At 39.5% G+C, this 26,140-nt stretch carries 25 protein-coding genes; 11 read left to right on the top strand and 14 right to left on the bottom strand.

Annotation, left to right across the window (positions count from 1 at the left end):
* Positions 1 to 130 (bottom strand): CoA-transferase (locus AC1M89_RS13005; RefSeq protein ID WP_481609255.1); only part of this gene is annotated, 130 nt, incomplete at its 3' end.
* A 272-nt stretch (positions 131 to 402) separates the two neighbouring features.
* Here AC1M89_RS13005 and pcaU point away from each other — a divergent pair.
* The gene (gene pcaU / locus AC1M89_RS13000) at positions 403 to 1,227 is read left to right on the top strand and encodes an IclR family transcriptional regulator PcaU (RefSeq protein WP_180028016.1); all 825 of its coding nucleotides are present in this window, start codon (positions 403 to 405) and stop codon (positions 1,225 to 1,227) included.
* 77 nt (positions 1,228 to 1,304) lie between these two features.
* On the opposite strand, the gene pobA is transcribed toward pcaU, so the two are convergent.
* Positions 1,305 to 2,495: a 4-hydroxybenzoate 3-monooxygenase gene (gene pobA / locus AC1M89_RS12995; RefSeq protein ID WP_481590765.1), complete on the bottom strand. Its 1,191-nt coding sequence runs from the start codon at positions 2,493 to 2,495 to the stop codon at positions 1,305 to 1,307.
* A gap of 155 nt (positions 2,496 to 2,650) precedes the next feature.
* On the opposite strand from pobA, the gene AC1M89_RS12990 reads away from it, so the two are divergent.
* The 6 genes from AC1M89_RS12990 to AC1M89_RS12965 all read left to right on the top strand — a co-directional run bounded on the left by AC1M89_RS12990 (position 2,651) and on the right by AC1M89_RS12965 (position 8,385).
* On the top strand, positions 2,651 to 3,460 hold the full coding sequence (locus tag AC1M89_RS12990) for an IclR family transcriptional regulator domain-containing protein (protein ID WP_180000496.1): 810 nt from the start codon (positions 2,651 to 2,653) through the stop codon (positions 3,458 to 3,460).
* A gap of 365 nt (positions 3,461 to 3,825) precedes the next feature.
* Positions 3,826 to 5,172 (top strand): MFS transporter, encoded by a 1,347-nt coding sequence (locus AC1M89_RS12985; RefSeq protein WP_481594067.1) that lies wholly within the window; start codon positions 3,826 to 3,828, stop codon positions 5,170 to 5,172.
* A 64-nt stretch (positions 5,173 to 5,236) separates the two neighbouring features.
* Positions 5,237 to 6,502: an OprD family outer membrane porin gene (locus AC1M89_RS12980; protein WP_481609252.1), complete on the top strand. Its 1,266-nt coding sequence runs from the start codon at positions 5,237 to 5,239 to the stop codon at positions 6,500 to 6,502.
* A 140-nt stretch (positions 6,503 to 6,642) separates the two neighbouring features.
* A complete protein-coding gene (locus tag AC1M89_RS12975; RefSeq protein ID WP_171260728.1) occupies positions 6,643 to 7,221 on the top strand; it encodes a nuclear transport factor 2 family protein in 579 nt (192 codons plus the stop codon).
* On the top strand, positions 7,191 to 7,691 hold the full coding sequence (locus tag AC1M89_RS12970; RefSeq protein ID WP_481609251.1) for a chalcone isomerase family protein: 501 nt from the start codon (positions 7,191 to 7,193) through the stop codon (positions 7,689 to 7,691). The genes AC1M89_RS12975 and AC1M89_RS12970 overlap by 31 nt, the downstream gene beginning before the upstream one ends.
* Before the next feature lie 10 nt (positions 7,692 to 7,701).
* Complete coding sequence (locus AC1M89_RS12965; RefSeq protein WP_481591913.1) at positions 7,702 to 8,385, top strand: response regulator transcription factor; 684 nt, start codon at positions 7,702 to 7,704, stop codon at positions 8,383 to 8,385.
* Between the two features lie 49 nt (positions 8,386 to 8,434).
* Here the strand turns inward: AC1M89_RS12965 and AC1M89_RS12960 are convergent, their stop codons facing one another.
* The 7 genes from AC1M89_RS12960 to AC1M89_RS12930 are packed head-to-tail and all read right to left on the bottom strand — an operon-like array spanning position 8,435 to position 15,930.
* A complete protein-coding gene (locus AC1M89_RS12960) occupies positions 8,435 to 9,778 on the bottom strand; it encodes a sensor histidine kinase (RefSeq protein WP_481609254.1) in 1,344 nt (447 codons plus the stop codon).
* A 44-nt stretch (positions 9,779 to 9,822) separates the two neighbouring features.
* Entirely contained in the window at positions 9,823 to 10,872 is a 1,050-nt protein-coding gene (locus AC1M89_RS12955; protein WP_481609250.1) for an SAM-dependent methyltransferase, read from the bottom strand.
* An 8-nt stretch (positions 10,873 to 10,880) separates the two neighbouring features.
* A complete protein-coding gene (locus tag AC1M89_RS12950) occupies positions 10,881 to 11,657 on the bottom strand; it encodes a DUF1295 domain-containing protein (RefSeq protein ID WP_481614295.1) in 777 nt (258 codons plus the stop codon).
* A gap of 20 nt (positions 11,658 to 11,677) precedes the next feature.
* A complete protein-coding gene (locus tag AC1M89_RS12945) occupies positions 11,678 to 12,874 on the bottom strand; it encodes a class I SAM-dependent methyltransferase (protein ID WP_481609248.1) in 1,197 nt (398 codons plus the stop codon).
* A gap of 1 nt (position 12,875) precedes the next feature.
* On the bottom strand, positions 12,876 to 13,664 hold the full coding sequence (locus AC1M89_RS12940; protein WP_481614294.1) for a DUF1365 domain-containing protein: 789 nt from the start codon (positions 13,662 to 13,664) through the stop codon (positions 12,876 to 12,878).
* An 8-nt stretch (positions 13,665 to 13,672) separates the two neighbouring features.
* The gene (locus AC1M89_RS12935) at positions 13,673 to 14,959 is read right to left on the bottom strand and encodes an NAD(P)/FAD-dependent oxidoreductase (protein WP_481609246.1); all 1,287 of its coding nucleotides are present in this window, start codon (positions 14,957 to 14,959) and stop codon (positions 13,673 to 13,675) included.
* On the bottom strand, positions 14,956 to 15,930 hold the full coding sequence (locus tag AC1M89_RS12930) for an acyl-CoA desaturase (protein ID WP_481609245.1): 975 nt from the start codon (positions 15,928 to 15,930) through the stop codon (positions 14,956 to 14,958). The genes AC1M89_RS12935 and AC1M89_RS12930 overlap by 4 nt, the downstream gene beginning before the upstream one ends.
* 423 nt (positions 15,931 to 16,353) lie before the next feature.
* On the opposite strand from AC1M89_RS12930, the gene AC1M89_RS12925 reads away from it, so the two are divergent.
* From AC1M89_RS12925 to AC1M89_RS12910, 4 genes are all read left to right on the top strand, one after another.
* Positions 16,354 to 16,986 carry a paraquat-inducible protein A gene (locus tag AC1M89_RS12925; RefSeq protein ID WP_228143131.1) on the top strand — a complete coding sequence of 211 codons (633 nt, stop codon included), beginning with the start codon at positions 16,354 to 16,356 and terminating at the stop codon, positions 16,984 to 16,986.
* Between the two features lie 35 nt (positions 16,987 to 17,021).
* Positions 17,022 to 17,756 carry a paraquat-inducible protein A gene (locus tag AC1M89_RS12920; RefSeq protein ID WP_180000502.1) on the top strand — a complete coding sequence of 245 codons (735 nt, stop codon included), beginning with the start codon at positions 17,022 to 17,024 and terminating at the stop codon, positions 17,754 to 17,756.
* Positions 17,757 to 17,849: 93 nt separating this feature from the next.
* Positions 17,850 to 19,499: a PqiB family protein gene (locus AC1M89_RS12915; protein WP_481609244.1), complete on the top strand. Its 1,650-nt coding sequence runs from the start codon at positions 17,850 to 17,852 to the stop codon at positions 19,497 to 19,499.
* On the top strand, positions 19,486 to 20,205 hold the full coding sequence (locus AC1M89_RS12910) for a PqiC family protein (RefSeq protein WP_481609243.1): 720 nt from the start codon (positions 19,486 to 19,488) through the stop codon (positions 20,203 to 20,205). Before AC1M89_RS12915 ends, AC1M89_RS12910 begins: the two co-directional genes overlap by 14 nt.
* 609 nt (positions 20,206 to 20,814) lie before the next feature.
* Here AC1M89_RS12910 and AC1M89_RS12905 read toward each other — a convergent pair.
* The 5 genes from AC1M89_RS12905 to tcuB all read right to left on the bottom strand — a co-directional run bounded on the left by AC1M89_RS12905 (position 20,815) and on the right by tcuB (position 26,140).
* Positions 20,815 to 21,846, bottom strand: coding sequence for an AbrB family transcriptional regulator (locus AC1M89_RS12905; protein ID WP_481609242.1), 1,032 nt, complete (start codon positions 21,844 to 21,846; stop codon positions 20,815 to 20,817).
* A gap of 46 nt (positions 21,847 to 21,892) precedes the next feature.
* Positions 21,893 to 23,395: a tripartite tricarboxylate transporter permease gene (locus AC1M89_RS12900; RefSeq protein WP_481609241.1), complete on the bottom strand. Its 1,503-nt coding sequence runs from the start codon at positions 23,393 to 23,395 to the stop codon at positions 21,893 to 21,895.
* Positions 23,396 to 23,408: 13 nt separating this feature from the next.
* Positions 23,409 to 23,855, bottom strand: coding sequence for a tripartite tricarboxylate transporter TctB family protein (locus tag AC1M89_RS12895; protein WP_481609253.1), 447 nt, complete (start codon positions 23,853 to 23,855; stop codon positions 23,409 to 23,411).
* A gap of 53 nt (positions 23,856 to 23,908) precedes the next feature.
* Positions 23,909 to 24,901 carry a Bug family tripartite tricarboxylate transporter substrate binding protein gene (locus AC1M89_RS12890; RefSeq protein WP_481609240.1) on the bottom strand — a complete coding sequence of 331 codons (993 nt, stop codon included), beginning with the start codon at positions 24,899 to 24,901 and terminating at the stop codon, positions 23,909 to 23,911.
* 93 nt (positions 24,902 to 24,994) lie between these two features.
* Entirely contained in the window at positions 24,995 to 26,140 is a 1,146-nt protein-coding gene (gene tcuB, locus AC1M89_RS12885) for a tricarballylate utilization 4Fe-4S protein TcuB (protein WP_481609239.1), read from the bottom strand.

The raw sequence follows: 26,140 nt of genomic DNA, 5'->3' as shown, positions 1-26,140 counted from the left end.
CGAGTTCAATTAAGCCATCGATGAGTTCAGCAGGCTGACCTGCAGTACCAAACCCACCAATCATAATGGTTGAACCGTCTTTAATTTGGGATAAAGCTTCAACTAAAGACTGTGACGATTTATCGATCATCCAACAACTCCCTCTGTACAACATATTTTAATATTTGGGGAATCCACGATTAGCGCAATTTCAATCTGGACGGAGATTGAAATATGCAACTAAATCGCTTGGATTCCGTCACTCCATTCTTGATAAATTAAAAAGCTTGAGCTACCTTGAAAAAAGGTTTTTGTACGATTTACAGATTTTTTGTTCGATGATCGAACAATATCTTGAGTATATTGCTCAAGATTCTAAATCAGCATCAATAATTCAATTTTTAAAATAGCAAGGAAAATGCTGTGTCTACAGAATCAGACTCAAGGAACAGACAACTTCAAAATCCAGATAATAAAAAGTGGATTCGTCACGAAGACTTTATTGCAGGTATCAGCAAAGGACTGGCTATCCTAGATTGTTTTGCAAATGACCGTCACCGTTTAAATGTGACCATGGCTGCAGAAAAAACAGGGTTGACTCGAGCCGCTGCAAGACGACATTTAATGACTTTAGAATATTTAGGTTATTTAGAGTTTGATGGTCATTACTATTATTTAACACCTAAAATTTTAAAATTTTCAGGTGCATATTTAAGTGGTGCACAGCTGCCTAAAATTGCTCAGCCATTGTTGAATTTACTTACCCAGCAAACCTCTCTCATTTATTCCGTGATGGTATTAGATGGCTACGAAGCTATTACGATTGCACGTAGTGCAGCGCATCAACAGACTGATCGTGTTAATCCTTATGGATTACATTTAGGTAACCGACTACCCGCTCATGCGACATCTGCAGGGAAAATTTTATTAAGTTATTTATCCAAGGAAGCACAACAAGAATGGTTGGAAAAATATCCACTCAAAGCACTCACCAAATATACGTATACCGATAATGAGAAATTTATAAAATTATTAGCAGAAGTTAGAGCTGATGAATATTGTTACTCAGCTGAAGAACATGAGTTAGGCGTACATGCTTTGGCTGTACCTATTCACAATCATCGTGCTGATGTTGTCGCAGCATTGAACATTGTGTCACCGACAGGTAAAACCAGTAAGGAATATTTAATTCAGTATATTCTGCCCTTATTACAGCAAACCTCGATTGAATTTAGACAATTTGTTTAATAAAAAAACACACCAAATTGTGGAGCAATTTGGTGTGTGCTAAAAATTAGCCAATGGATTAAGCTTGACTTCGAGGATTAACTCGCTTTTTGGAGTGGTAGTCCAACATAGTTTTCAGCAAGCGTAGTTTGCCCTGCTTCTGAACCAAGAATATAACTTAATTCAGCTTGTTTGATTTTATGCTCGAATTCGGTTTCTGTCTCAAAACGATGTAATAAATGAGTCATCCACCAAGAGAAACGCTCTGCTTTCCATACACGTTTTAAGCAATTTTCAGAATACTGCTCAATCCCCTGCTCAGAACCCGTTTGATAATATTCAATGAGAGCTTGAGAAAGATACGCAATATCAGATGCAGCGAGGTTTAAACCTTTAGCTCCTGTTGGCGGTACAATATGAGCAGCATCACCCGCCAAGAACATTTTACCAAAACGCATTGGCTCAGTGACAAAACTACGTAATGGCGCAATACTCTTCTCAATTGATGGACCAGTCACGAGCTTTTCACGGCTTTCAGGATCTAGACGATTTTTTAACTCTTCCCAAAATTGCTCATCTGACCAGTTTTCAACTTTATCCGTTAACGGTACTTGTAGATAATAGCGACTTCTCGTGTTAGAACGCATACTGCATAATGCAAATCCACGATCAGATTGCACATAAATTAGTTCCTCCGCAACAGGAGGTACATCTGCCAATACCCCTAACCAGCCAAATGGATAGACTTTCTCAAAAGTTTTAATTTTGTCTTCTGGCACACTGGCACGGCACACACCATGGTACCCATCACAACCTGCGATAAAATCACATTCAACTTTAACTTGCTGACCATTATGCTCAAAAGTAACACTTGGTTGACCGTAGAAATCATGTACTTGAACGTTAGCTGATTCATAGTATGAAGTGAGTTGAGCCGCTGTGCGAGCCTGCATTAAATCTTTGGTGACTTCAGTTTGGCCATATACCGTAACTTGTTTACCACCCGTCAACTGCGTTAAATCAACACGGTGCTTTTCACCATTGGTTAGAATTTCAATACCCTGATGAGGTAACCCTTTTTCACGGAGTTGCTGATCTACACCAGCTTCAGTCAATAAATCTACTGAAACTTGCTCTAAAATCCCAGCACGGATTCGACTGGCAACATATTCAGCACTGCGCTGTTCAATTAAAATATGATCAATACCCGCTTTATATAGCAGTTGACCGAGTAATAAACCTGCTGGACCTGAACCAATAATCGCGACTTTGGTTTTTAAAATTTCCATATTGCAAACACCCTCAATTTTTTTCCTTTTGTAAAACCTAATGAAATTCCAACTGAGGTACTAGACTTTAGCCCTAAATACGACCGAATTTAGTGACAAATGACCGATCATCGGACAAGATATCAGAATTAAAGGGTGTAAATCAGAGCAATATCATGCGCAATGAATTGATTTCAAATGCTAAAAATAAAGAAGTAATTCAATATGATGATTATATTGCAGGCCTTGCTAAAGGTTTGAATCTATTAGAGTGCTTTGGTGTTGAACGTCAAAAATTAAATGTCACCCAAATTGCTGAACGTACAGGATTGAGTCGCAGCGCAGCACGACGATATTTAAGAACTTTAAAATTTTTAGGTTATTTAGACACAGATGAACATTTTTATTGGCTCACCTACAAAGTTTTACGCTTTTCAAGTGCTTATCTAAGCTCTGCATATTTGCCAAAAGTCGCTCAACCTATGCTGAATTTACTCAGTATCAAAACTGCACTGAGCTATTCAGTCACGGTACTCGATGAACATGAAGTAGTACCTGTTGCGAAAAGTGTTCCTCAACAGAACGAATCATCTAAAATGAGTCCGTTGGGTATTCATCTAGGTAATCGCCTTCCAGCCTACGCCACCTCAACAGGTAAAATACTACTCTCAAGATTGAGCCATGATGAACTTAATCAATGGCTTGCACAATATCCACTCAAGAGATTAACGCCTTTTACCATCATAGATCATCAAAAGTTTATAAACACTATTGCAACTGTTCAAAAACAAGACTATTGCATTTCTACAGAAGAACATGAATTGGGAATTATTGCTTTAGCTGTCCCTATTCTCAACATGCAAGGTGATACTGTAGCCGCACTCAACTGTATCGGATCCAGCCACAGAATTACAGAAACATATTTAATCCAAAATATTTTGCCCCAGCTTAAACAAGTAGCTCATGATTTGCGCGCTATTTTATAAAATTCGGAAGATTCGAATGAACTTTTAAGATTTTTTTCCTTTCTTTAACTGAGGCGTTCATTTTTTTAATCCCTAGTACTTTAGTATATTTTTCAAGTACTTCTTCGCAAATATGGATCCATTTAATCTAAAATATATCTAAGTTAATATTTTTTTGCTTGAATTTGGATCCAATAATGCTAAATTCATGCACATTGCAGACGTGTTGATTATTTCATCAATACCAGAATATGGACGGGTTCTGACTGCGATGAACACCTTAAACATTACTAGGATGACTTCTGAAGTCTGCCTACGTTTATGACATGTAATCACATGCCACACGTAGTGCTTTTCAATGAGGTCTTATTCCATGGAGAAAGTAAATGGTTCAGAACCCGCGTGAGGAAATGAATAACAAGACCATGAATGGGTTTCAGTGGTTTGTTATCGGTATCTGTATTTTATTAAATGTTATTGATGGCTTTGACGTTCTTGTCATGGCCTTTACTGCTGCATCTGTTTCTGCCGAGTGGGGACTGACTGGCGCTGAACTTGGTGCACTATTGAGTGCTGGCCTATTTGGTATGGGTGCTGGCTCACTATTTCTTGCACCTTGGGCTGACAAAATCGGTCGCCGCCCACTCATCTTACTTTGCCTACTTATCTCTGGAGTAAGTATGGTTGCAGCATCATTTGCTCAGACTGCAATGCAACTTGGCATGATGCGTTTTGTGACTGGTTTAGGCATCGGCGGTATTCTCGCAAGTAGTAATGTTATTGCAAGTGAGTACGCATCTCTGCGTTGGAGAAGTCTCGCAGTCAGCTTACAATGTACAGGTTACGCGATTGGTGCAACCGTTGGTGGGATTATTGCTATTGCACTTATCAGCAATTTCGGATGGCGTGCAGTCTTCTTAACAGGTGGTCTAGCGACTTTATTCATGTTGGTAGTGTCTTATTTCACCTTACCAGAATCACTTGATTACCTTTTGGTTAAACAGCCAAAAAATGCTCTAGAACGTATTAATGTTTTAGCAAAGAAAATCAATATTACCCCATTACAGCAACTTCCTACGGTCACTATGACCAGCGAACAAGCAAAGAGTGGTTTGGCACGTTTGTTCAGTCCTAAATTGGCACTTCAAACGATTTGTATCTGGTTTAGCTTCTTCTTCGTTATGTTTGGTTTCTACTTCGTCATGAGTTGGACACCAAAAATCTTATCTGCAAATGGGATGACCACTGAACAAGGTGTAACAGCAGGTGTCCTGATTAGTGCTGGCGGTATGTTTGGTGCTGCGCTGTTAGGTCTGATTAGTTCACGTATCCGTATTTACTATGTTCAAGCGGCTTTCCTTGCCTTAACTGCAATCTTGATCTGGTTATTTGTGAACAGTACTGGTTCACTCATGATCGCTTTCATTCTTGCTTTATTCCTTGGTATGATGTCAAACGGATGTGTCGCAGGTCTATATGCGATGTCTCCTGCAATCTATGATGCTGATGTTCGTGCGACTGGTGTAGGTTATGCGATTGGTTTTGGTCGTGTAGGCGGTATTTTGTCTCCACTAGTTGCAGGTGCTTTTCTCGACAGTGGTATCTCATCACTTGTACTTTACGGTTATTATGCGTTGGCATTCGTTGCAGCCATTATCATGGTATTAAGCATTTCAAAACTCAAAAATAAAGAAACTGCACAATTGCATTTCCAACAACCAACATCTGCATAATCATTTTTTAAATACTTTAGAGCTAGACAAGACGTCTAGCTCCACTTTTCATATAGGGACAATAATGAGATTTTCTGCAATCTTTTTAGGGGTAATTGCGTCTGGATTTCTATCAACAACGCAAGCAAATTCATTTATAGATGATGCATCAGTCAATCTAACAGCTCGCAATTTTTATTTTGATCGCGCATATACACAAGATGCATCAGGTAAAGATCAGAAAGACTGGGCTCAAGGTTTTATCTTTAAAGCTAATTCAGGCTATACACCAGGTACCGTAGGACTAGGTTTAGACATTATGGCACTGGCAGGTTTTAATCTTTTAGGCAGTGATGCCGACGATTATGCAGCTTCGGGATTACTGCCAACCAGTCCATCAGGTAAAGCTGATCAGTATGGAGAAATTCGCTGGACGGCAAAAGCGAAAGTGGGCAAATCGACTTTACATGGGGGTACACTCGCACCAATGTTCCCTGTTTTGTTCTCTTCACCAGCTCGTTTATTCCAGCAAAATTATCGAGGTACACATCTTCAAATCAATGAAGTGGATAATTTGAAAATTCATGCCCTGTATGTGGATCGTGTGAATCAACGTGATTCAACAGATTATGAAAAAATTAAAGTTGGCAATCCTAATAATCGATTTAAGACTGCTGCCGAATCATCTGGCTTACACATGCTTGGTGCTGAATATAAATTTAACGATCAAATTAGTGCGCAACTCTTTCATGCCAACCTTCATGATGTTTATCACCAAAATTTCATTGGTGCAAAAAGCAAACATGATATAGGTATTGGGCATTTCTTAGGGGATGTACGCCTGTTTGTGAGTGAAGACTCAGGTCAAGCTCGTGCAGGACATATTGAAAATCAACATTTGAGCGGTATTTTTGGGCTTAACCGTAACAATCATACTTTCAGTTTGGGCTATATGCAGTCTTTTGGTGATACAGCTCTTCCGACCTTAGCGGGTTCAGAGCCAGCAGTGTTCTTAGATAGTATGAGTGCTGATTTCACCAACATTAATGAAAAAGTCTATCACGCACGCTATGACTATGACTTTAAAGACACTTCATTGAAAGGTCTAAAGTTTATGACTCGTTATAGTAAAGGCGATGATATTGAAATTCGTAACACCGACAATCAGACGTTTGAACAAGATGCTCTTGATTTCGAGCTCAGCTATCGTGTTCCAACGGGTAAACTCGAAGGTTTAAATATTCGTACACGTTATAGTCGCTACCGTAACGACATCCCACCAGTAGGTATGGCATTTAAGTCGGATGACGAAATGCGTGTCAACATTGATTACACTTGGAAATTTAAATAAAACAAAGTTAAAGGGAGTTCAATGGAACTCCCTTTAACACAAATATCTTTCATCGAACACAGCTCATATTTTAATTTCACATCCATTTCACAAGATTGCCAGTAGATTAAAAAATAAGAATAAATTAGTGGATTGAGATCATGAAACACGTCAAAAAAATTGTGGCTGCGACATTGAGCCTTCCTCTACTCTTTTTATCAGGCTGTGCAAGTATTCCAAGTTACTCTGATGATTATGCTCAAGCAAGATCGACAGTTCAAGGCATCACCATGACGCCTGCCAAAGCTCAAGATATAGGGGTTCGTTTTACCAGTGCATTCAATACCTTAGGTACACCTGAATTCACTAACCGAGCAAGCAATCTGTATGCTGACAGTTTATATATCAATGACACACTTTCACAATTTAGTAAGCGTGAAAATCTAGTCGAACATTTCAAAGGTATGAACAACCGTGTCAGTAATGTTTCAGTCAAATTGCTCAACACATCACATTTTGACGACTCAGCCTATGTGCATTGGCGTATGGCATATGATTTTAAAATCTTCGGCACGACTCGAAGCATGGAATCACATGGAATTAGTGAAATAAAACTCAATGAGCAAGACAAAATTGTGTTCCAGCAAGACTTTTGGGACCCAGCTGATGGCTTATTTCGCTCACTACCATATGCTGGAGGGTTATACGCATGGTTATTACCTTTCAAAAAATCGCAATAATCACCCTCTCTGCTTTGAGTCTATTCTTCTTACCACTCGCGCATGCACAAAGTGTGCGTGAGTGTGGTCAAGGAGACCTCAAAGTTGGACAAAAAAATGTCGGTAAAGCAACTTATTTCGCTCAAAATTGTCAAAGCACTTGGAAGAATCAAGATATTCGCATGGACTTTGCTTATACTCAAAATATTCCAGAATGGGCTTTTAAAAGGGCTGCAACGCACTTTCTTAAACGAAATGTCAAACAAGCCAATACGTTGGATCAGCTTGACCAGATCACACAATTGTACCAACCCGTTCGGTCTGGTGATATTTATAGTCTAAGCTATACCCATACGACCCAGACTTTAACCTTAAGTTTAAATCAAAAAATTTTGGGTAAAATTCAATACATGAATGCCAATGATTATTTTAATATTTGGCTGGGTTCGTCTCCATTTAGTGATACTTTGAAAAAGCAATTATTGGACTAATCGTGTCGCCATGACTAAACATTTTATTTTAATGGTCGAAGATCATTACGAACTTGCTTCAACATTATGTGAATTTTTAGAAGAGCATAATTTTGTGGTTGATCATGCGCGTAATTTGGATGTGGCACGTCAACTGCTCAAGCAACATCCTTATCATATTCTACTGTTAGATATTAATTTACCTGACGGTACAGGGTATGACCTGTGTGAATGGCTTCGCAACAAACAGGGACTCGACCTCCCAGTACTGATGCTGACTGCTCGTGATACTTTGGATGATAAATTAAAAGGTTTCCGAGCTGGTACAGATGATTATTTAGTCAAACCATTTGATTTTAATGAATTGGTTTATCGTGTTCGTGCACTGATCAAACGCTCATTAGGAGAAGTATCTAACAGCCAAATCAAAATTCACGATCTCACACTAGACCCTGCTTTACAGCAAATCACACGTGCAGGTCAAATGATCGAACTGCCACCTATTCAATTCAAACTTTTAAAATTACTTATGCGAAACTCACCTAAAGTGCTCACTAAACAGGAGATCATGCTTGAGTTATGGGGGGATGAAGAACCAGAAAGCGATGCACTCAGAAGCCATATCTATAATTTAAGAAAAATGGTCGATAAGCCGTTTGAACAAAAATTAATACACACCGTTTCAGGGGTAGGTCTAAAGATCGCAGTTGAATAAAACTAGTTACTACTGAATTCACACTTCAGATCAAATTCCCCCAAATACGCTATTTTGGAGGCTGATCATTTAAGTAAACGACCACAATCAGTCCTGAACTGAGTGACAAGTCAACTTTTGGATGAGTCATCAAATAGTATTCACGATCAAATAACTCTACTCTCCAGCCAAGTTGTTTACATAATTTTTGAACCAGTTGTAGCCCGATACCATGACCTTTGATATCGAGTTGCAGCTGCTGATTCGTTAGTTCTTGCACCTTAGAGTTATTCGGTAAATCAATCCCGATACCATTATCTGCGACCAACACTTTATTTTTTTCGAGAATGACATTAATGCTTGTACCTTGAGAGTAATTCAATGCATTTCTTAAAATATTGCTAAACACCATTTTTGTCATCGATGGATATAAATGACGTTTGACCTCATTAACTTCGATGTTTAAATCGATACTCATTCCTTTTGCCAAACTGACACTATTCAAGTCACTTACAACATCTTGAAGCAATTCAGATAAACGGGTTTTTTCACTTTGTAAATTGCTTGTGGTATTTCGAGCAATCGCCAAAAGTGTATCGACCAATAACTGCATATCTTCGATTGTGTTTTGCAATCGAGTAAAGGATTTGTTATCACCATAACGGGCCTGACAAAGTTGTACATTTCCCTTCAATATTGTGAGCGGTGTTCGAAGTTCATGACTAACATCGCCAGTAAAGTCTCTTTCACGCTGAATGAATTCGCTTAGAACTTGATGATATTTTTCAAGTGCTTGCTTAAGATATTCAGCCTCCAAATTAGAATCTGTTTTAATTTCTTTAAATGGTGATGCTCGATTATTCTGATGTTCCCAATCGATATGTTCGAGTGCATTGGCTAAGCGTGTGATGGGCGAAAAATAGCGGCGTGCACGGCGATTCCACCACCACAGCACACTGTATAGCAAAAATAAGCTGACCATGAGTGGCGCTAAACCAAACAGCCAAATAAGCTTATTAACATTACTTTCACCAAACACTAAAAAAACGTGTTCACCATTGCGTGTCCCATAAACCGTCATCCTGTCTTTACCATCAATATAGTGTCGATGTACACCCGATTGGAGTTTTAAATTACGAAATTCAGAGGGGGCTAACTCGTCATCGGACCAACGATATCCATATAAATTTTTAGTGTCGGGTAAAGCAGCTTCTGGATTACGCTCCATACGCTGCCAGTAATGCTCCATCTCCTGTTCAAGCGCTGTGGTCAGCAATGTTCCTTTAATGACCCAAGCACTGCAACCAATCCCAATCACAATAGATAAGGCAATAAGACCAATTTGTAGCCAATAATAGCGGTTAAACACCTCACCCAAAGGATGATCGCGTTTATCCCTAAATAGCCTCATCATGGACATGTACCCTCTTCACCTTATCGCTAAGCTTAGTTTGAACTTCAAACAGCTCGCTTCTTAAACAAATAATGGCCGACCACCCATTCACGACCTTTGTCATAACCAAATAGTTCTGCACAAGCCATGAAAAAGATTCTCCAACGTTGCCACCAGATTTCCGCATCTTGACCATAAGTTTGCTTAAATAGTGGTTTAAGTAAGTCCTTTTTTTGGTCCATATTATTTAACCATGCATTGGCTGTATGTTCATACTGTTGTCCAGACCATTGCCATTGGTTTTCTAACTGTAAATGATCCTGAAAGTGCAGGAAAGTCGAAACAGCAGGCATTACCCCCCCTGTAAAAAAATATTTAGACATCCAGTCATAATCATTTTTAACTTCAAATGGATAGTGAATAAATCGATGGCAGAAAATATGACACCACAATAAACCATCTGCTTTGAGCCATTGGCTAATATTGGCAAATAATCGCTGATAGTTTCGAACATGCTCAAACATTTCAACGGATACAACACGATCAAAAGAGTTTTGCTCCAACTCGAGTTGATTTACATCACAGGTGATAACTGTCAAATTGTTAAATTGCTTTTCTTTGGCTTGTTGTTGAATGTGAAGACGTTGAGTATTGGAGTTTGAGACTACCGTAATGTTGGCATTTGGATAATGCTCTGCCATATACAAACTGAGTGATCCCCAACCACAGCCTATCTCTAAGATGTCCTGACCATCTTGTAATTGCGCACGTTCACAGTAGACCTGCAGGGCATTTTCCTCAGCTTGATCTAAACTGGTTTTAGCATCATGGAATAAACTGGCACTGTATTTTAAACGCTTGCCCAACACGGCCTGAAAGAATGCAGTAGGCAACTCATAATGTTGTTCATTTGCCTTGTCTGTATCAATCGCGATTTCACTTTTTTTCAAGTTTTTTAATACATCCATATAACGCTGTGAAGCGAATACAGGGTCAAAACGACCTTCTTGCTCAAGACGTTTTTTGCAAAGTGCTTGGATACCAAGACGAATAACTTGATCTGGAACTTTGCCACTTTCAATGAGTTTTAACGATTGTTGAACGATTGAATCCATGTAATTACCTACTTTTTCGGTGGCCAAGGAAGAAACATTGATGTTTTTTGTTGGTACATCTTGTAGTTTGCACCACGATTTTTGAGTGCTTGCTGTTCACTAAATGGAATACCCGTGATGTAGTACAAAAAGAGCCACATCAACACTGGATAGATCCACAACCAAGGCGTTCCCGCCGCTATACCTAAGATTGGATAAGCAAACCAATGTATCCATTCAAAAAAGTAATTCGGATGGCGTGAATATTTCCATAACCCTTGATCCATCGTTTTGCCACGATTATTCGGGTTCAATTTAAATTGATACAACTGATGATCTGCGAGTGCCTCACCAATAAATGCAACCAGCATGATTAATCCTGAAATCAGCAGCAGTTCTGTCGAGTTACTCCACTGCATCGCAGGTATACTGAGCAATTTGATCATTGGATATGAGAATAAGGAGATCAACCCAGCCTGAAATAAAAAGAACAGAAGAAAACCTAAATGTTGAAAGTCTCCCATCGCACGGCGCATATTGGCATAACGCGTGTCCTCAGCATCTTCTCGGATATATCTTCTGTATAAATGCCATGCTAAACGAAGAAACCAAAGATCACTCGCGATCGCTAGAAAAATGCGAACAGATGTAGGGGCTTCATTCATTACATTTGCTGCGATGAGGACATTTAAAGCTATTCCAAAGCTCCAAATGACATCGACTAAACCTGCACGATGATTAAATGTCACCCAAATCCATGCACAAAGCATCAGGAAAACATTCATCACAAATAAATTGAGCAACATCGAGATGTCCTCTCACTGATTTAGTATGGACTTGCTTCAAACAATAAGTGCACATCACTAATGACGCCTTCGAGAAAACCTCCTTCGCAATAACATAAATAAAAATCCCACATGCGAATAAAGTTTTCATCAAAGCCCAGTGCTAAAACTTGCTCACGCTGTTCTAGAAAACGTTCACGCCAGCAGTGAATCGTTTGTGCATAACTTAAACCAATATCTTCAAGATGCTTTAGACGTAATTTTTGTTCTGATGCAACATTGGTCATCACGCTGATACAAGGAATAAAACTACCTGGGAAAATGTATCTTTTGATGTAATCGACCGTACTCAATGCCTTTTCATATCGTGCATCTTCAATGGTGATAGCTTGAATAAGCGCCAAACCATTAGGTTTTAACAGCTGTCGACACTTTTCAAAATATGTCGAAAGATATTGCGCGCCAACGGCTTCAATCATTTCAATTGAAACCAATTTATCGAATTTACCTTCAAGTAAACGATAATCTTTTAATTTAATCTCAACACGATGAGACAGACCCGCAGCGTCAATTCTAGCTTTAGCTTCGTCATATTGAGCTTGAGAAATGGTAATAGTGGTCACTTTACAACCATAGTTTTGCGCAGCATAGATCGCAAAACCACCCCATCCACTGCCAATTTCAACCAAATGATCCATGGGTTGAAGTTTCAATTTTTGGCATATGATTTCTTTTTTATAATCGGATGCTTGTTCCAAAGTCATAGATTGATCTTTGAATACTGCGCTGGAGTACATCATGCTCGGATCAAGAAATAACTTAAAAAAGTCATTACTTAAATCATAATGCTCAGCAATATTTTTGCGACTACCTTCCAATGAGTTTTTACGCGATGCATACCAAGTTTTGAGCAAGAGTTGACTCACCTTTGCTAAGGCACTTTGGTTCATACGATCTAAAATATCGCGATTTCTCGCAAGAATTCGCACAATCTTCACTAAATCTGGTGTCGTCCAATATCCTTGAATGAAACCTTCAGCTGCACCAAGAACCCCCTGACGAAAAAGTAGATCCATCAACTTTGCATCATGGACCTCAATCACTGCGTCTAGATCACTTACCTCACCGACTGAACCCTCCCAAATCCCTTTAAAATGAATTTGGCCGTGTTTTAATTTCAGTAAATGACGTAACACCAGCGGTAGTGAAGATTGCTCTCCCATTAACAATGATTTCATATCACAGCTTGTCCTTCGTTTTATTGGGATGCCGATAAAATGGAACTCTATTTATCCAAAGCTTAAAGGCATGATAATAAATACCTGCAACCATCTTGATCGGCTCAAATAGTTTAAAAACAGCATAGCGATGAAGTTGTGAAGGAAGTGTGATGGGGGTTAACTCAAAACGCATTGATGCATCGAATTGTAATTTTTCCTCTTTAAACAATTGCATAAGCACATAATTTTGTTTTTCAGCCAAACTAAACGTCCATTGATACTTCAGATCCATTGGCATGAAGGGTGACACGTGAAAAGCTTTGTCAAACTGAAAGTGGAAGCTGGTATATTCGGAATGCTGCTCCCCCCCGGCGCGACAATCGTGAACGTATACCTGTCTTTCTAACCAGGGTGTATTTGTGATTTCACTGAGAATGAACTGTAATTTTTGCTGGGCATTAAATAGAAAATAAAAAACCACAGAATTAAATCTGAAGCCAAGCGTGCGCGGCAAAGCCAACACCCGAATTTCAGCGATCTGTATCCGTTCTTCTAAGGTATGTTCTTCCAATACATGCAGAACCTTCTCTCGAATCGTGCCTTCATAGTTTGCCAAGAAGTCATCAGGATTGAGGCTCAGCAAGCTCCATTTTTTCGTTGACCAAAGTATCGAAGTTTGCGCGAAGTGTTTGAGCTGTTCTGGATCAAACCACAAATACGTCAGCTGACTCTGAAAAGCATAAGGCTTAGGCAAGTAACGGCGATGACGAATGTCAGCAACTGCAATTGCAAGTGGATACAGCTGCATAAGTACTCCTAAGCGGCTTGATTCGATGAATTTAATAAGGCTTCAACCACCCATGACGCACTTCTTGCACCATCTTCATGAAAGCCCCATCCCCAATAAGCACCACAAAAATAGGTCCGATTTAAACCGTTTATTTCAGACCATCTTGACTGAGCTGCAATAGCTTCCGCATTAAATACAGGATGACGATAGTGACGCTGAACCCAGACTTTGTTTGGATCTAAATCAAAATTAGGATTTAATGTCGCAAAAATCTGAGTTTCACATTTCAGATTTTGTAGCTGATTCATCCAATAACTAAATCCATAATGGACACTATTTTGCTGAAATGGAGTGACTTGACCCGCTCTATTCGGTGTGACATGCACATGCCAACTTGCCCACTGACGTCTTGATTTTGGCATAATGCTGGTATCTGAATGCAACACCATATGATTGTCTTGATACTGAAACTTTTCTAATATTTCTGATTCTTTAACCGTTGGTTCAGCGAGCAACTTCAATGTGTCATCTGCATGACTTGCAAATACCACCCAATCAAACCGTTCAATCCCCTGTCCCGTTTCAATACTCACGTCATTTGCTGAGCGCTTAACTGACTTCACTTCTATTTTTTTAAACTGAATATGCTTTGATTGAGTTTGAATTGCACGGATATATTTAGAAGACCCGCCTTTTACGGTTAACCATTGTGGTCGATCTTTGAGTTGCAACATACGATGATGTTGAAAAAAACTGACTACAAATTTATATGGAATTTGACCTGCTTGCTCTACTGGGCATGACCATAATGCACCACACATCGGATAGAGATGCTCTTGCCTAAACGCTTCCGAGTATCCATGCTCGTTGAAATATTGCTCAATAGTGTAATGCGGGTCGGTCTCTTCAACATCTAGATCTTTATTTGCTGCATAAAATCTGAATAGATCTGACAACATCGCTCTAAAGCGGGTCTTTAAAAAATTCTGTGGTTTGAACAATAATGAGAATTTCTTGGAAGGGTTATATTGCAGTCCTGTGACCTGATTATTAACTGAAAACCCCATATCGCTGCTTTGAGCTTGTACACCAAGCTCCTTCAACATCTCACAAAATAAAGGATAGTTGTGTTCATTAAAAACAATGAATCCGCTATCCACTGCAACTTGCTCACCATCGATCTTTAATTGATGAGTATCAGTATGTCCCCCAAAATAATTATTCTTTTCAAATACGGTCACCTCATGCAACTTACTCAACTTCCAAGCTGCATAAAGTCCTGAAATACCCGATCCAATAATTGCAATTTTCATCTTGATTCCTTTGACTGAACTTGAGAATGTTGGAGTTTTGCCTTTTTCGAACGCGTAATTTTACTTGCTTCATAAACTCGAGCTGGTATGGGTTTCATTCCCCAAACCAAGCCAAACCATGACATAAATTTTAAGATGTAATAGGTCACATCGATCTGCCACCAATAGAACCCTTGGCGCGTACTTCCTGCATAAAAATGATGATTGTTGTGCCAGCCTTCACCAAGTGTAATCAGAGATAAAAATAAGTTGTTGCGACTATGGTCATTCGTCTCAAAATCTCGGCTTCCATAATGGTGAGCCAGTGAGTTAATGCACAATGTGGCATGAATAAGCAGAACAGTAGAAATTGCGCCTCCCCATACCAATAACTGTACACCACTGGTTCCCCAATGCGGCCACATCCAAGCAACCCATTCCCCAAGACCATAAATCCCGATAGCCGTTATTAAGACGATCATCAAACTAAAACGATCTAACCAAATCAGTTCCGGAAACTTCAGCCAATCTTTAATGACACTTTTACGCGTTGAAAAATTATATTCATTTAAAAACCAACCAACATGGCTATACCAAAATCCATGCGTTGATGAATGTGGGTCTTGAGGAGTATCTGTATAACGATGATGATATCGATGATGTGCTGCCCACCATAATGGTCCACGCTGCGCACTCATTGTGCCAATTAAAATAAAGATAAATTGCAGCCATCTCGAAGTTTGAAAAGTTTTGTGTGACAAATAACGATGAAAAAAAGCCGTGATTGCGAACATGCGAATAAAATAAAAAAACAACATAAATGCAAAAGCAAACCAAGAAAACCCGACCCAAAACACTGCCAGACAAGCAAGATGCAGTAGGATAAAAGGAATTATTCTGAGCCATTGAATCTGTTTACTCTCAGAGGTCAATGCTTCATGTGGTACGCTTACGGACCAACTATCCAGCCATTGCATGAGGCTTTTTAACATACAGTCATCCCAAAATAAGCAATCGATCTTTATGATTTAAATAAAGTGTAGTTCTTGATATATGAAGTTTATGTGAAGCACACGCTGTATCTTGGATTTCACGCTGAATCATTGAATTTAATATTAATTTAATTTCATCATATAAACTTAACTCACCCTCATTTTGACTACACAAATGCTGATCAATGAGCACTTCAACCCCTTTTATACCCTCGTTGAGTTACATGACTGCACACTGATAAACCAAACCGAGAAGGTATGTATCTCGATTCAACAAAATAATCATAGGCAAACCTATTGAATCTCGATATAAACTATAGGGAGAAATAAAAAACCAAGAATATTGATGAAAAAGTTGAGACAACGATGTCTGAAACGAATGTAGAAACTGTATCGGATTCTAAACGCGACCCTGATTTAAGAATGGTGCAAATCAATCAAAATTATGTTGCTTGTGAAGAGTGCGATACGCTCTTTCGTAAATCCGATTTATATAAGAATGAACGTGCCTATTGTTCGGCTTGCGGTTCCGAGCTCTATCGTAAAATTCCAACATTTAACACACTGTTGGCCTTAGTCTGTACTGCGTTAATTATCTTTGCGATTGCCAATAGTTTTTCAATTGTCAAAGTTGAACTCCAAGGCATTTATTCAGAAACCACATTATTGGGTGCGGCTTGGGCAATGTTCGAGGCTGATCGTGCTTTTGTAGGCTTTCTTATTCTGATGACCACTTTTGTTGTCCCTTTAGCCTACTTACTTCTGATGGGATATATTCTTTTGATGGCAATGTTTAATAAAAATGTTATTGCAACCCAACAGTATGCATCACTTAAACTCGCATTACGGTCACTCTTTCAACTGAGAGCTTGGGGAATGGTTGAAGTATTTCTGATTGGCGTTTTGGTCACCTTGGTGAAATTAGTGGGGATGGTGGTTGTGATTCCTGGAATTGCCTTATGGGCATTTGCCATTTTAAGTGTTTTGTTGGTCTATTTAGTATCAATCAAAATCAAGGATCTATGGAATGTAATTGATGGAAATCAAATCTCATGACCATTACTTCCACTCATACGAATCAACCCGATCAGATGAAGCATTCGCCACACCCTGTGCAGAAACCTGTCTCATTAGAAACGCTTGCACCGCGTGCAATTGATCTTGAGCTCACACTTTGTCATTGCTGTGGAACACTCAACCGCATGACGTCCTTGTCTGCCATGGAACAAGCACGAAAATCCCGCTGTACCCGTTGTGATAGCCCATTACATACCCGTAAAACCCGAAGTTTAGAACGAACTTTAGCTTATTTAATTGCAGCAAGTATCCTTTATATACCAGCCAATGTTTTACCGATGACGATTACAGAATCTATTCTTGGTCGTCAACAAGACACTATTATGAGTGGAGTCATCTATTTCTGGAAAAGTGGTGACTATTTCGTTTCGTCCGTTATTTTTATTGCCAGTATATTTATTCCACTACTGAAATTGGTCATCCTTGCTCTCCTGCTCAGTGCTGTACATTTACAAGCCTCAAAAAAAATTCACCTCTCACCGAAGCATTGCTCGATCATGTATAGAGTCGTGGAGTTTATTGGCCGTTGGTCAATGATTGATGTTTTCGTTGTCGCCATGCTCGCAGCACTTATCCAAATTCAATCATTGGCAACTATTTTAGCAGGCACAGGTGCAGTTGCTTTTGGTGCAGTTGTGGTTTTGACCATGTTAGCCTCACTGAGTTTTGATCCTAGAATCATTTGGGACAACTATTACGTTTCAATCCTGAGTCAGCATGAAAAAAAAAATGACGCTACAGAACATTGAGATTTACATAAAACCCTTTCACTTCTTGCTTGATATTCATATGATGAAGCGTACAAACAACAAACACATTACGATTTAATAAGATCAATAACTATGTCAGAAAACCAATCGAGTAATGGTCATCCTCATGATGAACAAGTTCTGAGTCAGGTCGGTATACCTGATAAGAAACGTAGCAAATGGAAACCTTCTCTCATTTGGATTATTCCAATTGTGGCATTACTCATTGCATTTTCATTAGCTCTCAAGGCGTATTTGAATACTGGTCCTGTTATTGAGGTTTCTTTTAGGACTGCAGAAGGCATTGAAGCTGGCAAAACTACAGTTCGTTATCGTCAAGTCAATGTGGGTCTAGTACGCGAAATTGACCTTTCGGAAGATCGGTCTCATATCATTGCTAAAATTGAACTTCGGAAAGATGCCAGTAATTTTGCTACGGAAGATTCACGTTTTTGGGTAGTGAGACCACGTATTGGTGCAAGTGGGGTTTCAGGTATCGATACTTTACTTTCTGGCGCATATATTGAAGTAGATGGCGGTAAATCAGATGTCAAAACCACTTCATTTAAAGGGCTAGAAACTCCACCCGTCGTGACTTCCGATGTTCCTGGAAAAATCTTTTTCTTAAAGGCACAAGATTTAGGTTCGCTCGATTTCGGTTCACCTATTTATTATCGAAGAATCAACGTTGGACAAGTAACCTCATACCAACTGGCTGATGATGGAAAAAGCGTTGAACTTCAAACTTTCATTAAGTCACCTTATGACAAATTTGTCACCACAGATGCGCGTTTCTGGCAAGCCAGTGGTGTAGATGTCAATTTGAATGCTTCGGGCTTTAGTTTAAACACACAATCTTTGGCAAGCATCATTTCGGGAGGGATCGCATTCGGTTATCCTGAAAATTCTGATGCAGCTCCTGCTCCGAATAAAATGAAATTTGAATTATTTGACTCTGAAAAGCTTGCGCTTAAAGAGCCTGATCTTAATCCAAGACGGATCGTAATGTATTTCAATGAGTCATTGCGAGGTTTATCAGTAGGAGCTCCAATTGATTTCATGGGTGTCGAAGTCGGTACTGTAAAAAAAATCAACACTGAGTTCTACAATAATCACTCGCAAATTCGAATGCGTGTTGATGCTGAAGTTTATCCTTCACGTATTGCTGGAGGTCATGAGTTGGACCCGCAAGGTACAGTATTCAAGCAATTTGTTGAGCGTGGTTGGCGAGCTCAAATGCGGACTGGCAATTTACTTACAGGTCAAAACTACATTAGCTTTGATCTTTTCCCTAAAGCTAAATATGCCACTGCAATCCGTCGAAATGATGGTGTAGTTGAAGTTCCAACAACTCCTACAGAATTAAAAGGCCTTCAAGCACAAGTGTCCCAAATCGCCGATAATGTATCTAAATTTCCATTGGTTGAAATTGGTCAGGACGTTCGTCATACCTTGGCAAACTTAGATAAAACTATACAATCTTCAAAAAGTTTGGTCGATCAACTGGATGGCAAAGTTGCGCCTAATTTACAAGCCACTTTGGATGATGTTCGTAAAACAGTTCAGTCTTCTGAAACCATCTTGGCAAGTGATGCACCATTACAACAAGATCTACGTCGTGCTTTACAACAAATTACCCGTGCCGCAGCTTCATTGCAGTTAATGGCAGATCAAATAGAACAAAATCCTGAGTCATTGATTCGTGGAAAAACAGCGGAGCCGAAGAAAGATGACAGAGAATAAATTATTGAAATCTCAGCAACGCTGCTACCTAAAAGTCCTTTCAAGCTTGAGTGTTGGTTTGTTTGCACTCATCGTCAGTGGGTGCTCTTCATCCCCTACGCCTAAGTTCTATTCATTGAGCACTCAAACGCTAACATCATCTTCGTCAAATCAAAAAGTGAGGATGATTGAGGTGCTTCCTGTTGGATTATCCGATCGTTTAAACCGAATTCCATTGGTAATTCAACAAGAAAATGGGCAGGCTAAAGTATTGTTCGATGATCGTTGGACATCTACTTTATCGGCTGAATTGAGAGATGCTGTTTCTGCGCGTTTACAGCAAACATTAGGTGCAGTGGATCGTTATAATAGTGGTATGACTGGTGGACAAGCAGCTTATCGAATTGCCTTAGATTTTTCTAACTTCGATTTCATCGAAAAATCAAATCAGCAACGCTTTATGCTCATGAATGCGACTTGGACTTTACGATATGATGATCCCAATCGCCCCTTATTCACACCCAAAAACGCTCAAACATTACCTCAACGTCATCAACTCAGTTGTCGGATGAGTTTTTATGAAGAAACTCCACAAAAATCTAAAGACTTAAATACTTTAGTCACTGTTTCGCAAAAAGCCATTGATCAACTTTCAATCAGTATTGCAAGTTCAGTCAAGCACTTAGAAAATAGGAATCAACCTCTTACTGGTTCGGTATGTGGTTAAGCATATATCGATCACAAACTGATTTTTTATTTTAAAAAAATCATGTCTTTTTAGATCTAAAAGATTAAGCAAGATCTATGACTTATTGAGATGGATCCTTTAAATAGTGAATGACTTATATATTTGGTTCAACTAAGTGTTCCCAAAAATGGGCATCATGATTTTGAAGATATCTCCCCACCTTAGGATTGAATCGTATCACCTCCTAATAAATGATGGGAGAATGTTTTGTTAAGTACTGAATCACGTATGATTTCTTTTTCATTGCGGATCTCAAAATTTCAGCACTCGTCTGATCCATATACTAAATCGCTAAGCCTTCATCTTTAAAGCTTCCAAACAAATGAGGGTAGTGCGCTGATGTAAATATTTGAGTAGGTCGCCACAATTTGAAACTGTCATTAAACACATGGCTTCATTTTGATATTGTGCTTATTTTAAAGCTGGAGGTTTATTTTTGATAGTATAAAGACATATTTCCCCATCTTGGTTTTGAATGAGTTTTAAAAATCATCCATCTCTTTTGACTCTATACAAACTGTCTGCATAAGAAATTAGATCATAAACACTGCTATTCATGCGTGCTCTAATTTAGAATCCAAACAATATTTAAAAAAACATTTTGTGAGTAATTTGATAAAAATATTTTGTGGTAAGAATCACAAAAATTAAGCGCGACAACTGAAATGCCACAATAATTGGCACCGATAGACCTAATACTTTTGCCATTAAGGACATTTCAGCAATCCCCCCCGGAGACAGTCCAAGTAATAGAACTTTTTCATCCACTGAAGCCCATTGAATGAGTCCAAAAACAAATATAATTGAGAGCATCAATGCCAATAAATTAAAAAGAATCGTGAGCAATAAAAAACGTTTACTGTCTTTTAGAAAGCCAAATGGAAATTTACTGCCCAATGACCAACCGATACAGAGTTGTCCAAATGCAATCAACCAACTAGGCAAACTATGCTGAAGCATACCGATGTAAGACAGCAAACCAATAATTATAATCGGACCTAAAATCCAAGCATTCAGCACATTGAGATGCTCAAATAATTTTGCGATGCCTAAAGCTAATAAAAAAATCAAAATGGTGGAGCTAACATCAAAATGCTGCACGGTCATCACTGTTGTATGCCAATCAACTTCCAAATAAAGGCTCATAAAAATGGGTAATAACACAACTAGAATCACAATTCTTAGGCTATGTATGGCTGCAACTTTATCGACCTGTGCCTGATATTTTTCAGCTATATTAACCATTTCACTAGCACTACCAATCGCTGATGCAAACCACGCCGTTGACCAATCTAGGCGATTAAAAAAATATTGAAGAGTCGCTAAAATCAAATTCAGCACGATGGACCATAAAATACCCATCAAGATAAAGATCCAATAAATCGATAATGCTTTCACAAGCGCCGGTGTGAAATACAGCCCCAAAACCATACCAATAATCACTTGCCCTGTCTGACGCCAGCGGACGTGACATGGATTAGATATCCCAAAACTGCCAATGATAAGCGTGATCAGAAGTGGACCTAATAACCAAGGTAGTGGTAGACCAACAAGAATACCAAGCCATGCACCAATGAAGGCAATTGCCAATCCTTTGGCATTCGATTTGATGTTTTCCATATTCCTCACCAATGATGGTCAACATCATGTTGACCATCAGCTTGGGTTAGATTGATTTTTGTTTTTTTACAAATAGGTATTTGCGTACAATCGGTAGGATCAGTAACAGTGCGGACATCACCCAAAGACCAATACTGATTGGACTACTCCATAAAATGCTAAGTTCACCTTGAGAGATGGACAACGCACGGCGTAAATTCGATTCCATCAACTCACCTAATACGAAACCTAAAATGAGCGGTGCAAGTGGGAAGTCAAATTTACGTAAGATATAGCCAAACACACCCAAACCAAGGCATAGCAACAGATCAAAGATATTGCTATGAATCGCATAAACCCCAATAAAACTCACGGTTGCGATAATTGGAATCAAGATATAGCTAGGTACGCTCAACATTTTTGCGAAGAAACCAACCAATGGAAGGTTCAGTACAAGCAAAATAATGTTCCCTATCATTAATGAAGCAATCAGTGCCCATACCAAAGTTGGTTGCTCAGTAAACAGTTGTGGCCCAGGTGCAATGTTATACATTAATAATGCACCCATCATGACCGCTGTAGTCCCTGAACCTGGCACGCCAAGGGTTAACATGGGAACAAATGAACCACAGGCCGCAGCATTGTTGGCACTTTCAGGTGCAGCAAGTCCACGCAAATCACCTTTACCAAACTGACTGTTGTCCTTCGCCATTTTACGTTCAGTGGTATAGGCCATGGCACTAGCTACAGTCGCACCTGCACCGGGTAAAATCCCTGAGAAGAAACCAATTAATGAGCCACGAATGATGGTTGCCAATGAACTAAAGAATTCTTTGACATTAAATAAAGAGCGTTTACCTTGTTGTAATACGACTTTACCAATGGTAGTACGTTCAAGTAACAGTAAGATCTCGCTGATACTAAATAGACCAATCACGAGTGTAGTAAAGGCGATCCCATCACTTAAACCGACACTATCAAAAGTAAAACGGTAAACACCGGTAATTGCATCCATTCCAACAGTCGAAAGAGCCAGCCCCATTAATGCCATAAGAAAGGTTTTAACAGGTTGGGTACTCACCAATCCCGTTAAACAAACGATCGCAAAAACCATCAATACAAAGTATTCAGCAGGACCAAATGCAATTGCCCACTTTGCTAAAAGCGGTGCAAATAACACAATCCCAATAAATGCAATCGTACTGCCAATAAAGGAACTGACTGAAGATAATGACAGCGCAATCCCTGCTTTACCTTGTTGTGCAAGAGGATAACCATCCAAGGTGGTCATCACAGCGCCCGCATCGCCAGGCACATTTAGAAGAATTGCGGAGATACGGCCACCATATTCGCAGCCCAAATATACAGCAGCCAATAAAATCAGTGCGCTATCGACGGGTAAACCTAAGGCATAAGCAAATGGTAAAAGAATCGCAACACCATTGATTGGACCTAAACCGGGCAATAAACCGACGACAGTTCCAATAAAAGCCCCAATAAAGGCAATTAATAAGTTTTTCGGTTGTAAGGCAACCTCAAAACCCATCATTAAAAAATTTAATATTTCCATATGGTTGTTATCCTTAACCAAAGAGCCCAAGCGGTAAAGGCACGTCTAACACACGGTCAAACAGATAATAAGTACTCAGACTTAAGACAATACTGGTGATTACAATCGGGATCATTTTGCCGTTAAACAAACGTCCAAGTGCGATTGTGAGTAACAAAGTAGCCCCCATAAATCCAAGAAACTCAAAGACAGCAGCATAGATTGTCAAAGCCACTACACACAGGACCAATTTACCAACCAAGTGCTTTGTCCACCCTAGCTCAACTACCTCAAACATAATGGCTGGCCGAACCGTTAAGTAAAAAGCACTGAAAGTGATCAAGCTCATGAGGAGCACCGGAAAGGCTTTTGGTCCGACTGGGTCGTAAGAAATGGGGGCTTGAAAGTTCAATGCGTAGATCAATAAGCCCAATCCAATAACAGTAATGATGGCTGTAAGCATGCGTTCAGATTTCATCAGCTTCCCTCTAAACAAAACTGAGTTAGAACAACCGTCCTAACTCAGTCTGTTGATTATTTTGATAATTTGTATTCTTCCGATAACTGACGCATTTCATTGGTTTGCTTATAGACATACGCTGCTAGTTCGTCGCCAGTCATTTCAAATGGTAGTAAATCTTGATTGTCACGTACTGCATCAAATCTCTGATCTGCCATCATTTTTTCAAAGGCTTTTTTCCACCACTGATAAGCATCATCACTGACTTTTGGTCCCACATAGAAACCACGAATGACAGGCCACTCAAGGTCATAGCCTTGCTCAATTGCGGTAGGTAGATTTGAAAATTTACCTTCCAATCTATCTTTGGAAAACACCGCTAAAATACGAATTGAGCCGCTGTCTAAATGTGAACCAACTTCACTGACATTACCTACACCCACTTGTATATGCTGCCCCAAGAGTGAGGTTAAAACTTCGCCACCTCCTTCTAATGCAACGAAGCTCATATCGGCAGGATTCACGCCTGCTTTTTTCGCTAAAATTGCTGTTTGCATCCAATCCTGACCACCAACACTACCTGCACCACCAAAGCTGAGTTTCTTCGGATTTTCACGTAATGCCTTCATCAAATCATCAAGGTTTTTCAGTGGTGAATCTTTGTGAACTGCTACAAGCCCATAATCAACGGCAACACCTGAAAGCCACTTCACATCTTTTTCTGTGAAATTACCAAATTTGCCCTGGGCCAAGTTCAATAGTGAGCCTGTGGAAAATGCAATCACAGCATTATCGTTCGCTGGGTCATTGTTAACGATTTTGTTATATGCCACTGCCCCTACACCACCCGGCATATACGTTACACGAATAGGTTCTGCTAACACCTCTGTCTCTTTAAAGCCGGATTGCATCAGCTTACAGGTCATATCAAATCCCCCCCCCGGCTTAGCGGGTGCAATACATTCTGCACGTTTAGGTTGCCCTGGTTCTTTTGCTGCATTTCCTGTACCACAACCTACCAATACAGCACCAGTACATGCCAATGCTAACCATTTCATTTTTTTCATAGCAAACTATCCTTATTGCTGAATTATTAATTGATGTATGTCCATGTTTTACCTATTTCCAATCTAACCTCTGGCCTAGATTGGTTTGGGTGTTTACTTCGTTTTAGCTCGTTGTTTTGCAATTCGCTCTTCCACAGCGAACTTTAATAAAGCTGCACTGCGATAGAAACCGTGAGCGAACTTACCAAAGGGAATTGTTAAGAAGAAAGTCATAACTGTTGCGAGATGAATTATCAGGAGTAATGCCATTGCCGAGGTATCACGAAATGCCAAGAGCAATAAACCGGTGACACTGATCAGCAGAAGCAAGAAAATAAATCCACGGTCCATTGGCTTTTGCTTCACATCACCATGTAAAGGATGACGTTTAATATTGAGATATAACAATCCTACTGGGCCAATGATTAAGCCAATCCCACCCAACGTACCTAAAATTACGGGTAAACTGCTGTAGGCATATGGTGCTTGAAGACCAAGAAAATAGTGATAGAACGTTGCAACGCTTGTTGCTGCAAAACAGAGTAAAAAGCCATACATTGTGAAGTGATGATAAACACGACGGATTTGTGTATATCGATCATCTTCTTCATTACAACCTTTACCATGCCCACCATCTAAATATTTGAGCGTGAGAACATTTTTAGAAGCTTGTAGAATATCTGGCTGCGCCACGCCTTCAGGAATAATTTTAGAGGTTTGCTTCCAGAATTTTGCAATGCCTAAACCCAATAACACAAACGCTAAAATAAACACTGAACCAAACAGCACTGCTAAGAAATTGTGAGGAAAAATGGTGTAGAAATCACCTTGGTAGCGACCAAATAGATCAGTGCCATTCATCCAAACACCTGCCAACATCAGTAAGAAAAATAGTACTGACATTGCAGAAACCAGTGGAATGCCTGTTTTTTGATAGATTGATCCAAATACAGCAGGGACTGCAAATTCTTGATAAGTCTCTAATCGAACTTGTGCCATGGCTTGCGGAATATTGACGCCAAATTCATGCGGTGGCGCATATTGGCAAGCATGTAAACACGCACCACAATTATGACAAAGATTAGCCATATAGTGGATATCCGCCTGCGTAAACTCAAGACGTTTGGTCATGGCAGGGAAAACCGCACAAAATGTTTCACAGTATCGACAAGCATTACAAATCTGTAAGGCTTGTTTGACTTGATCTTCGTTCTGACTCAACTGCACGATAGGAATTAAATTTTTTGCATTGGCATTCAT

Source organism: Acinetobacter sp. ANC_7635, assembly GCF_056779945.1.
This window is presented reverse-complemented; position numbering and strand designations above follow the sequence as displayed.

Bases quoted from the DNA above. Each gene is read 5' to 3' on its own strand.
- AC1M89_RS12925 (WP_228143131.1), top strand. From the start codon at position 16,354: ATGGTGCAAATCAATCAAAATTATGTTGCTTGTGAAGAGTGCGATACG.
- AC1M89_RS12890 (WP_481609240.1), bottom strand. From the start codon at position 24,901: ATGAAAAAAATGAAATGGTTAGCATTGGCATGTACTGGTGCTGTATTG.
- AC1M89_RS12965 (WP_481591913.1), top strand. From the start codon at position 7,702: ATGACTAAACATTTTATTTTAATGGTCGAAGATCATTACGAACTTGCT.
- AC1M89_RS12945 (WP_481609248.1), bottom strand. From the start codon at position 12,874: ATGAAATCATTGTTAATGGGAGAGCAATCTTCACTACCGCTGGTGTTA.
- AC1M89_RS12915 (WP_481609244.1), top strand. From the start codon at position 17,850: ATGTCAGAAAACCAATCGAGTAATGGTCATCCTCATGATGAACAAGTT.
- AC1M89_RS12950 (WP_481614295.1), bottom strand. From the start codon at position 11,657: ATGTTGCTCAATTTATTTGTGATGAATGTTTTCCTGATGCTTTGTGCA.
- AC1M89_RS12900 (WP_481609241.1), bottom strand. From the start codon at position 23,395: ATGGAAATATTAAATTTTTTAATGATGGGTTTTGAGGTTGCCTTACAA.
- AC1M89_RS12985 (WP_481594067.1), top strand. From the start codon at position 3,826: ATGGTTCAGAACCCGCGTGAGGAAATGAATAACAAGACCATGAATGGG.
- AC1M89_RS12940 (WP_481614294.1), bottom strand. From the start codon at position 13,664: ATGCAGCTGTATCCACTTGCAATTGCAGTTGCTGACATTCGTCATCGC.
- AC1M89_RS12975 (WP_171260728.1), top strand. From the start codon at position 6,643: ATGAAACACGTCAAAAAAATTGTGGCTGCGACATTGAGCCTTCCTCTA.
- AC1M89_RS12930 (WP_481609245.1), bottom strand. From the start codon at position 15,930: ATGTTAAAAAGCCTCATGCAATGGCTGGATAGTTGGTCCGTAAGCGTA.
- AC1M89_RS12980 (WP_481609252.1), top strand. From the start codon at position 5,237: ATGAGATTTTCTGCAATCTTTTTAGGGGTAATTGCGTCTGGATTTCTA.
- AC1M89_RS12935 (WP_481609246.1), bottom strand. From the start codon at position 14,959: ATGAAAATTGCAATTATTGGATCGGGTATTTCAGGACTTTATGCAGCT.
- AC1M89_RS12960 (WP_481609254.1), bottom strand. From the start codon at position 9,778: ATGATGAGGCTATTTAGGGATAAACGCGATCATCCTTTGGGTGAGGTG.
- tcuB (WP_481609239.1), bottom strand. From the start codon at position 26,140: ATGAATGCCAATGCAAAAAATTTAATTCCTATCGTGCAGTTGAGTCAG.
- AC1M89_RS12970 (WP_481609251.1), top strand. From the start codon at position 7,191: ATGGTTATTACCTTTCAAAAAATCGCAATAATCACCCTCTCTGCTTTG.
- AC1M89_RS12905 (WP_481609242.1), bottom strand. From the start codon at position 21,846: ATGGAAAACATCAAATCGAATGCCAAAGGATTGGCAATTGCCTTCATT.
- AC1M89_RS12920 (WP_180000502.1), top strand. From the start codon at position 17,022: ATGAAGCATTCGCCACACCCTGTGCAGAAACCTGTCTCATTAGAAACG.
- AC1M89_RS12990 (WP_180000496.1), top strand. From the start codon at position 2,651: ATGCGCAATGAATTGATTTCAAATGCTAAAAATAAAGAAGTAATTCAA.
- AC1M89_RS12910 (WP_481609243.1), top strand. From the start codon at position 19,486: ATGACAGAGAATAAATTATTGAAATCTCAGCAACGCTGCTACCTAAAA.
- AC1M89_RS12955 (WP_481609250.1), bottom strand. From the start codon at position 10,872: ATGGATTCAATCGTTCAACAATCGTTAAAACTCATTGAAAGTGGCAAA.
- pobA (WP_481590765.1), bottom strand. From the start codon at position 2,495: ATGGAAATTTTAAAAACCAAAGTCGCGATTATTGGTTCAGGTCCAGCA.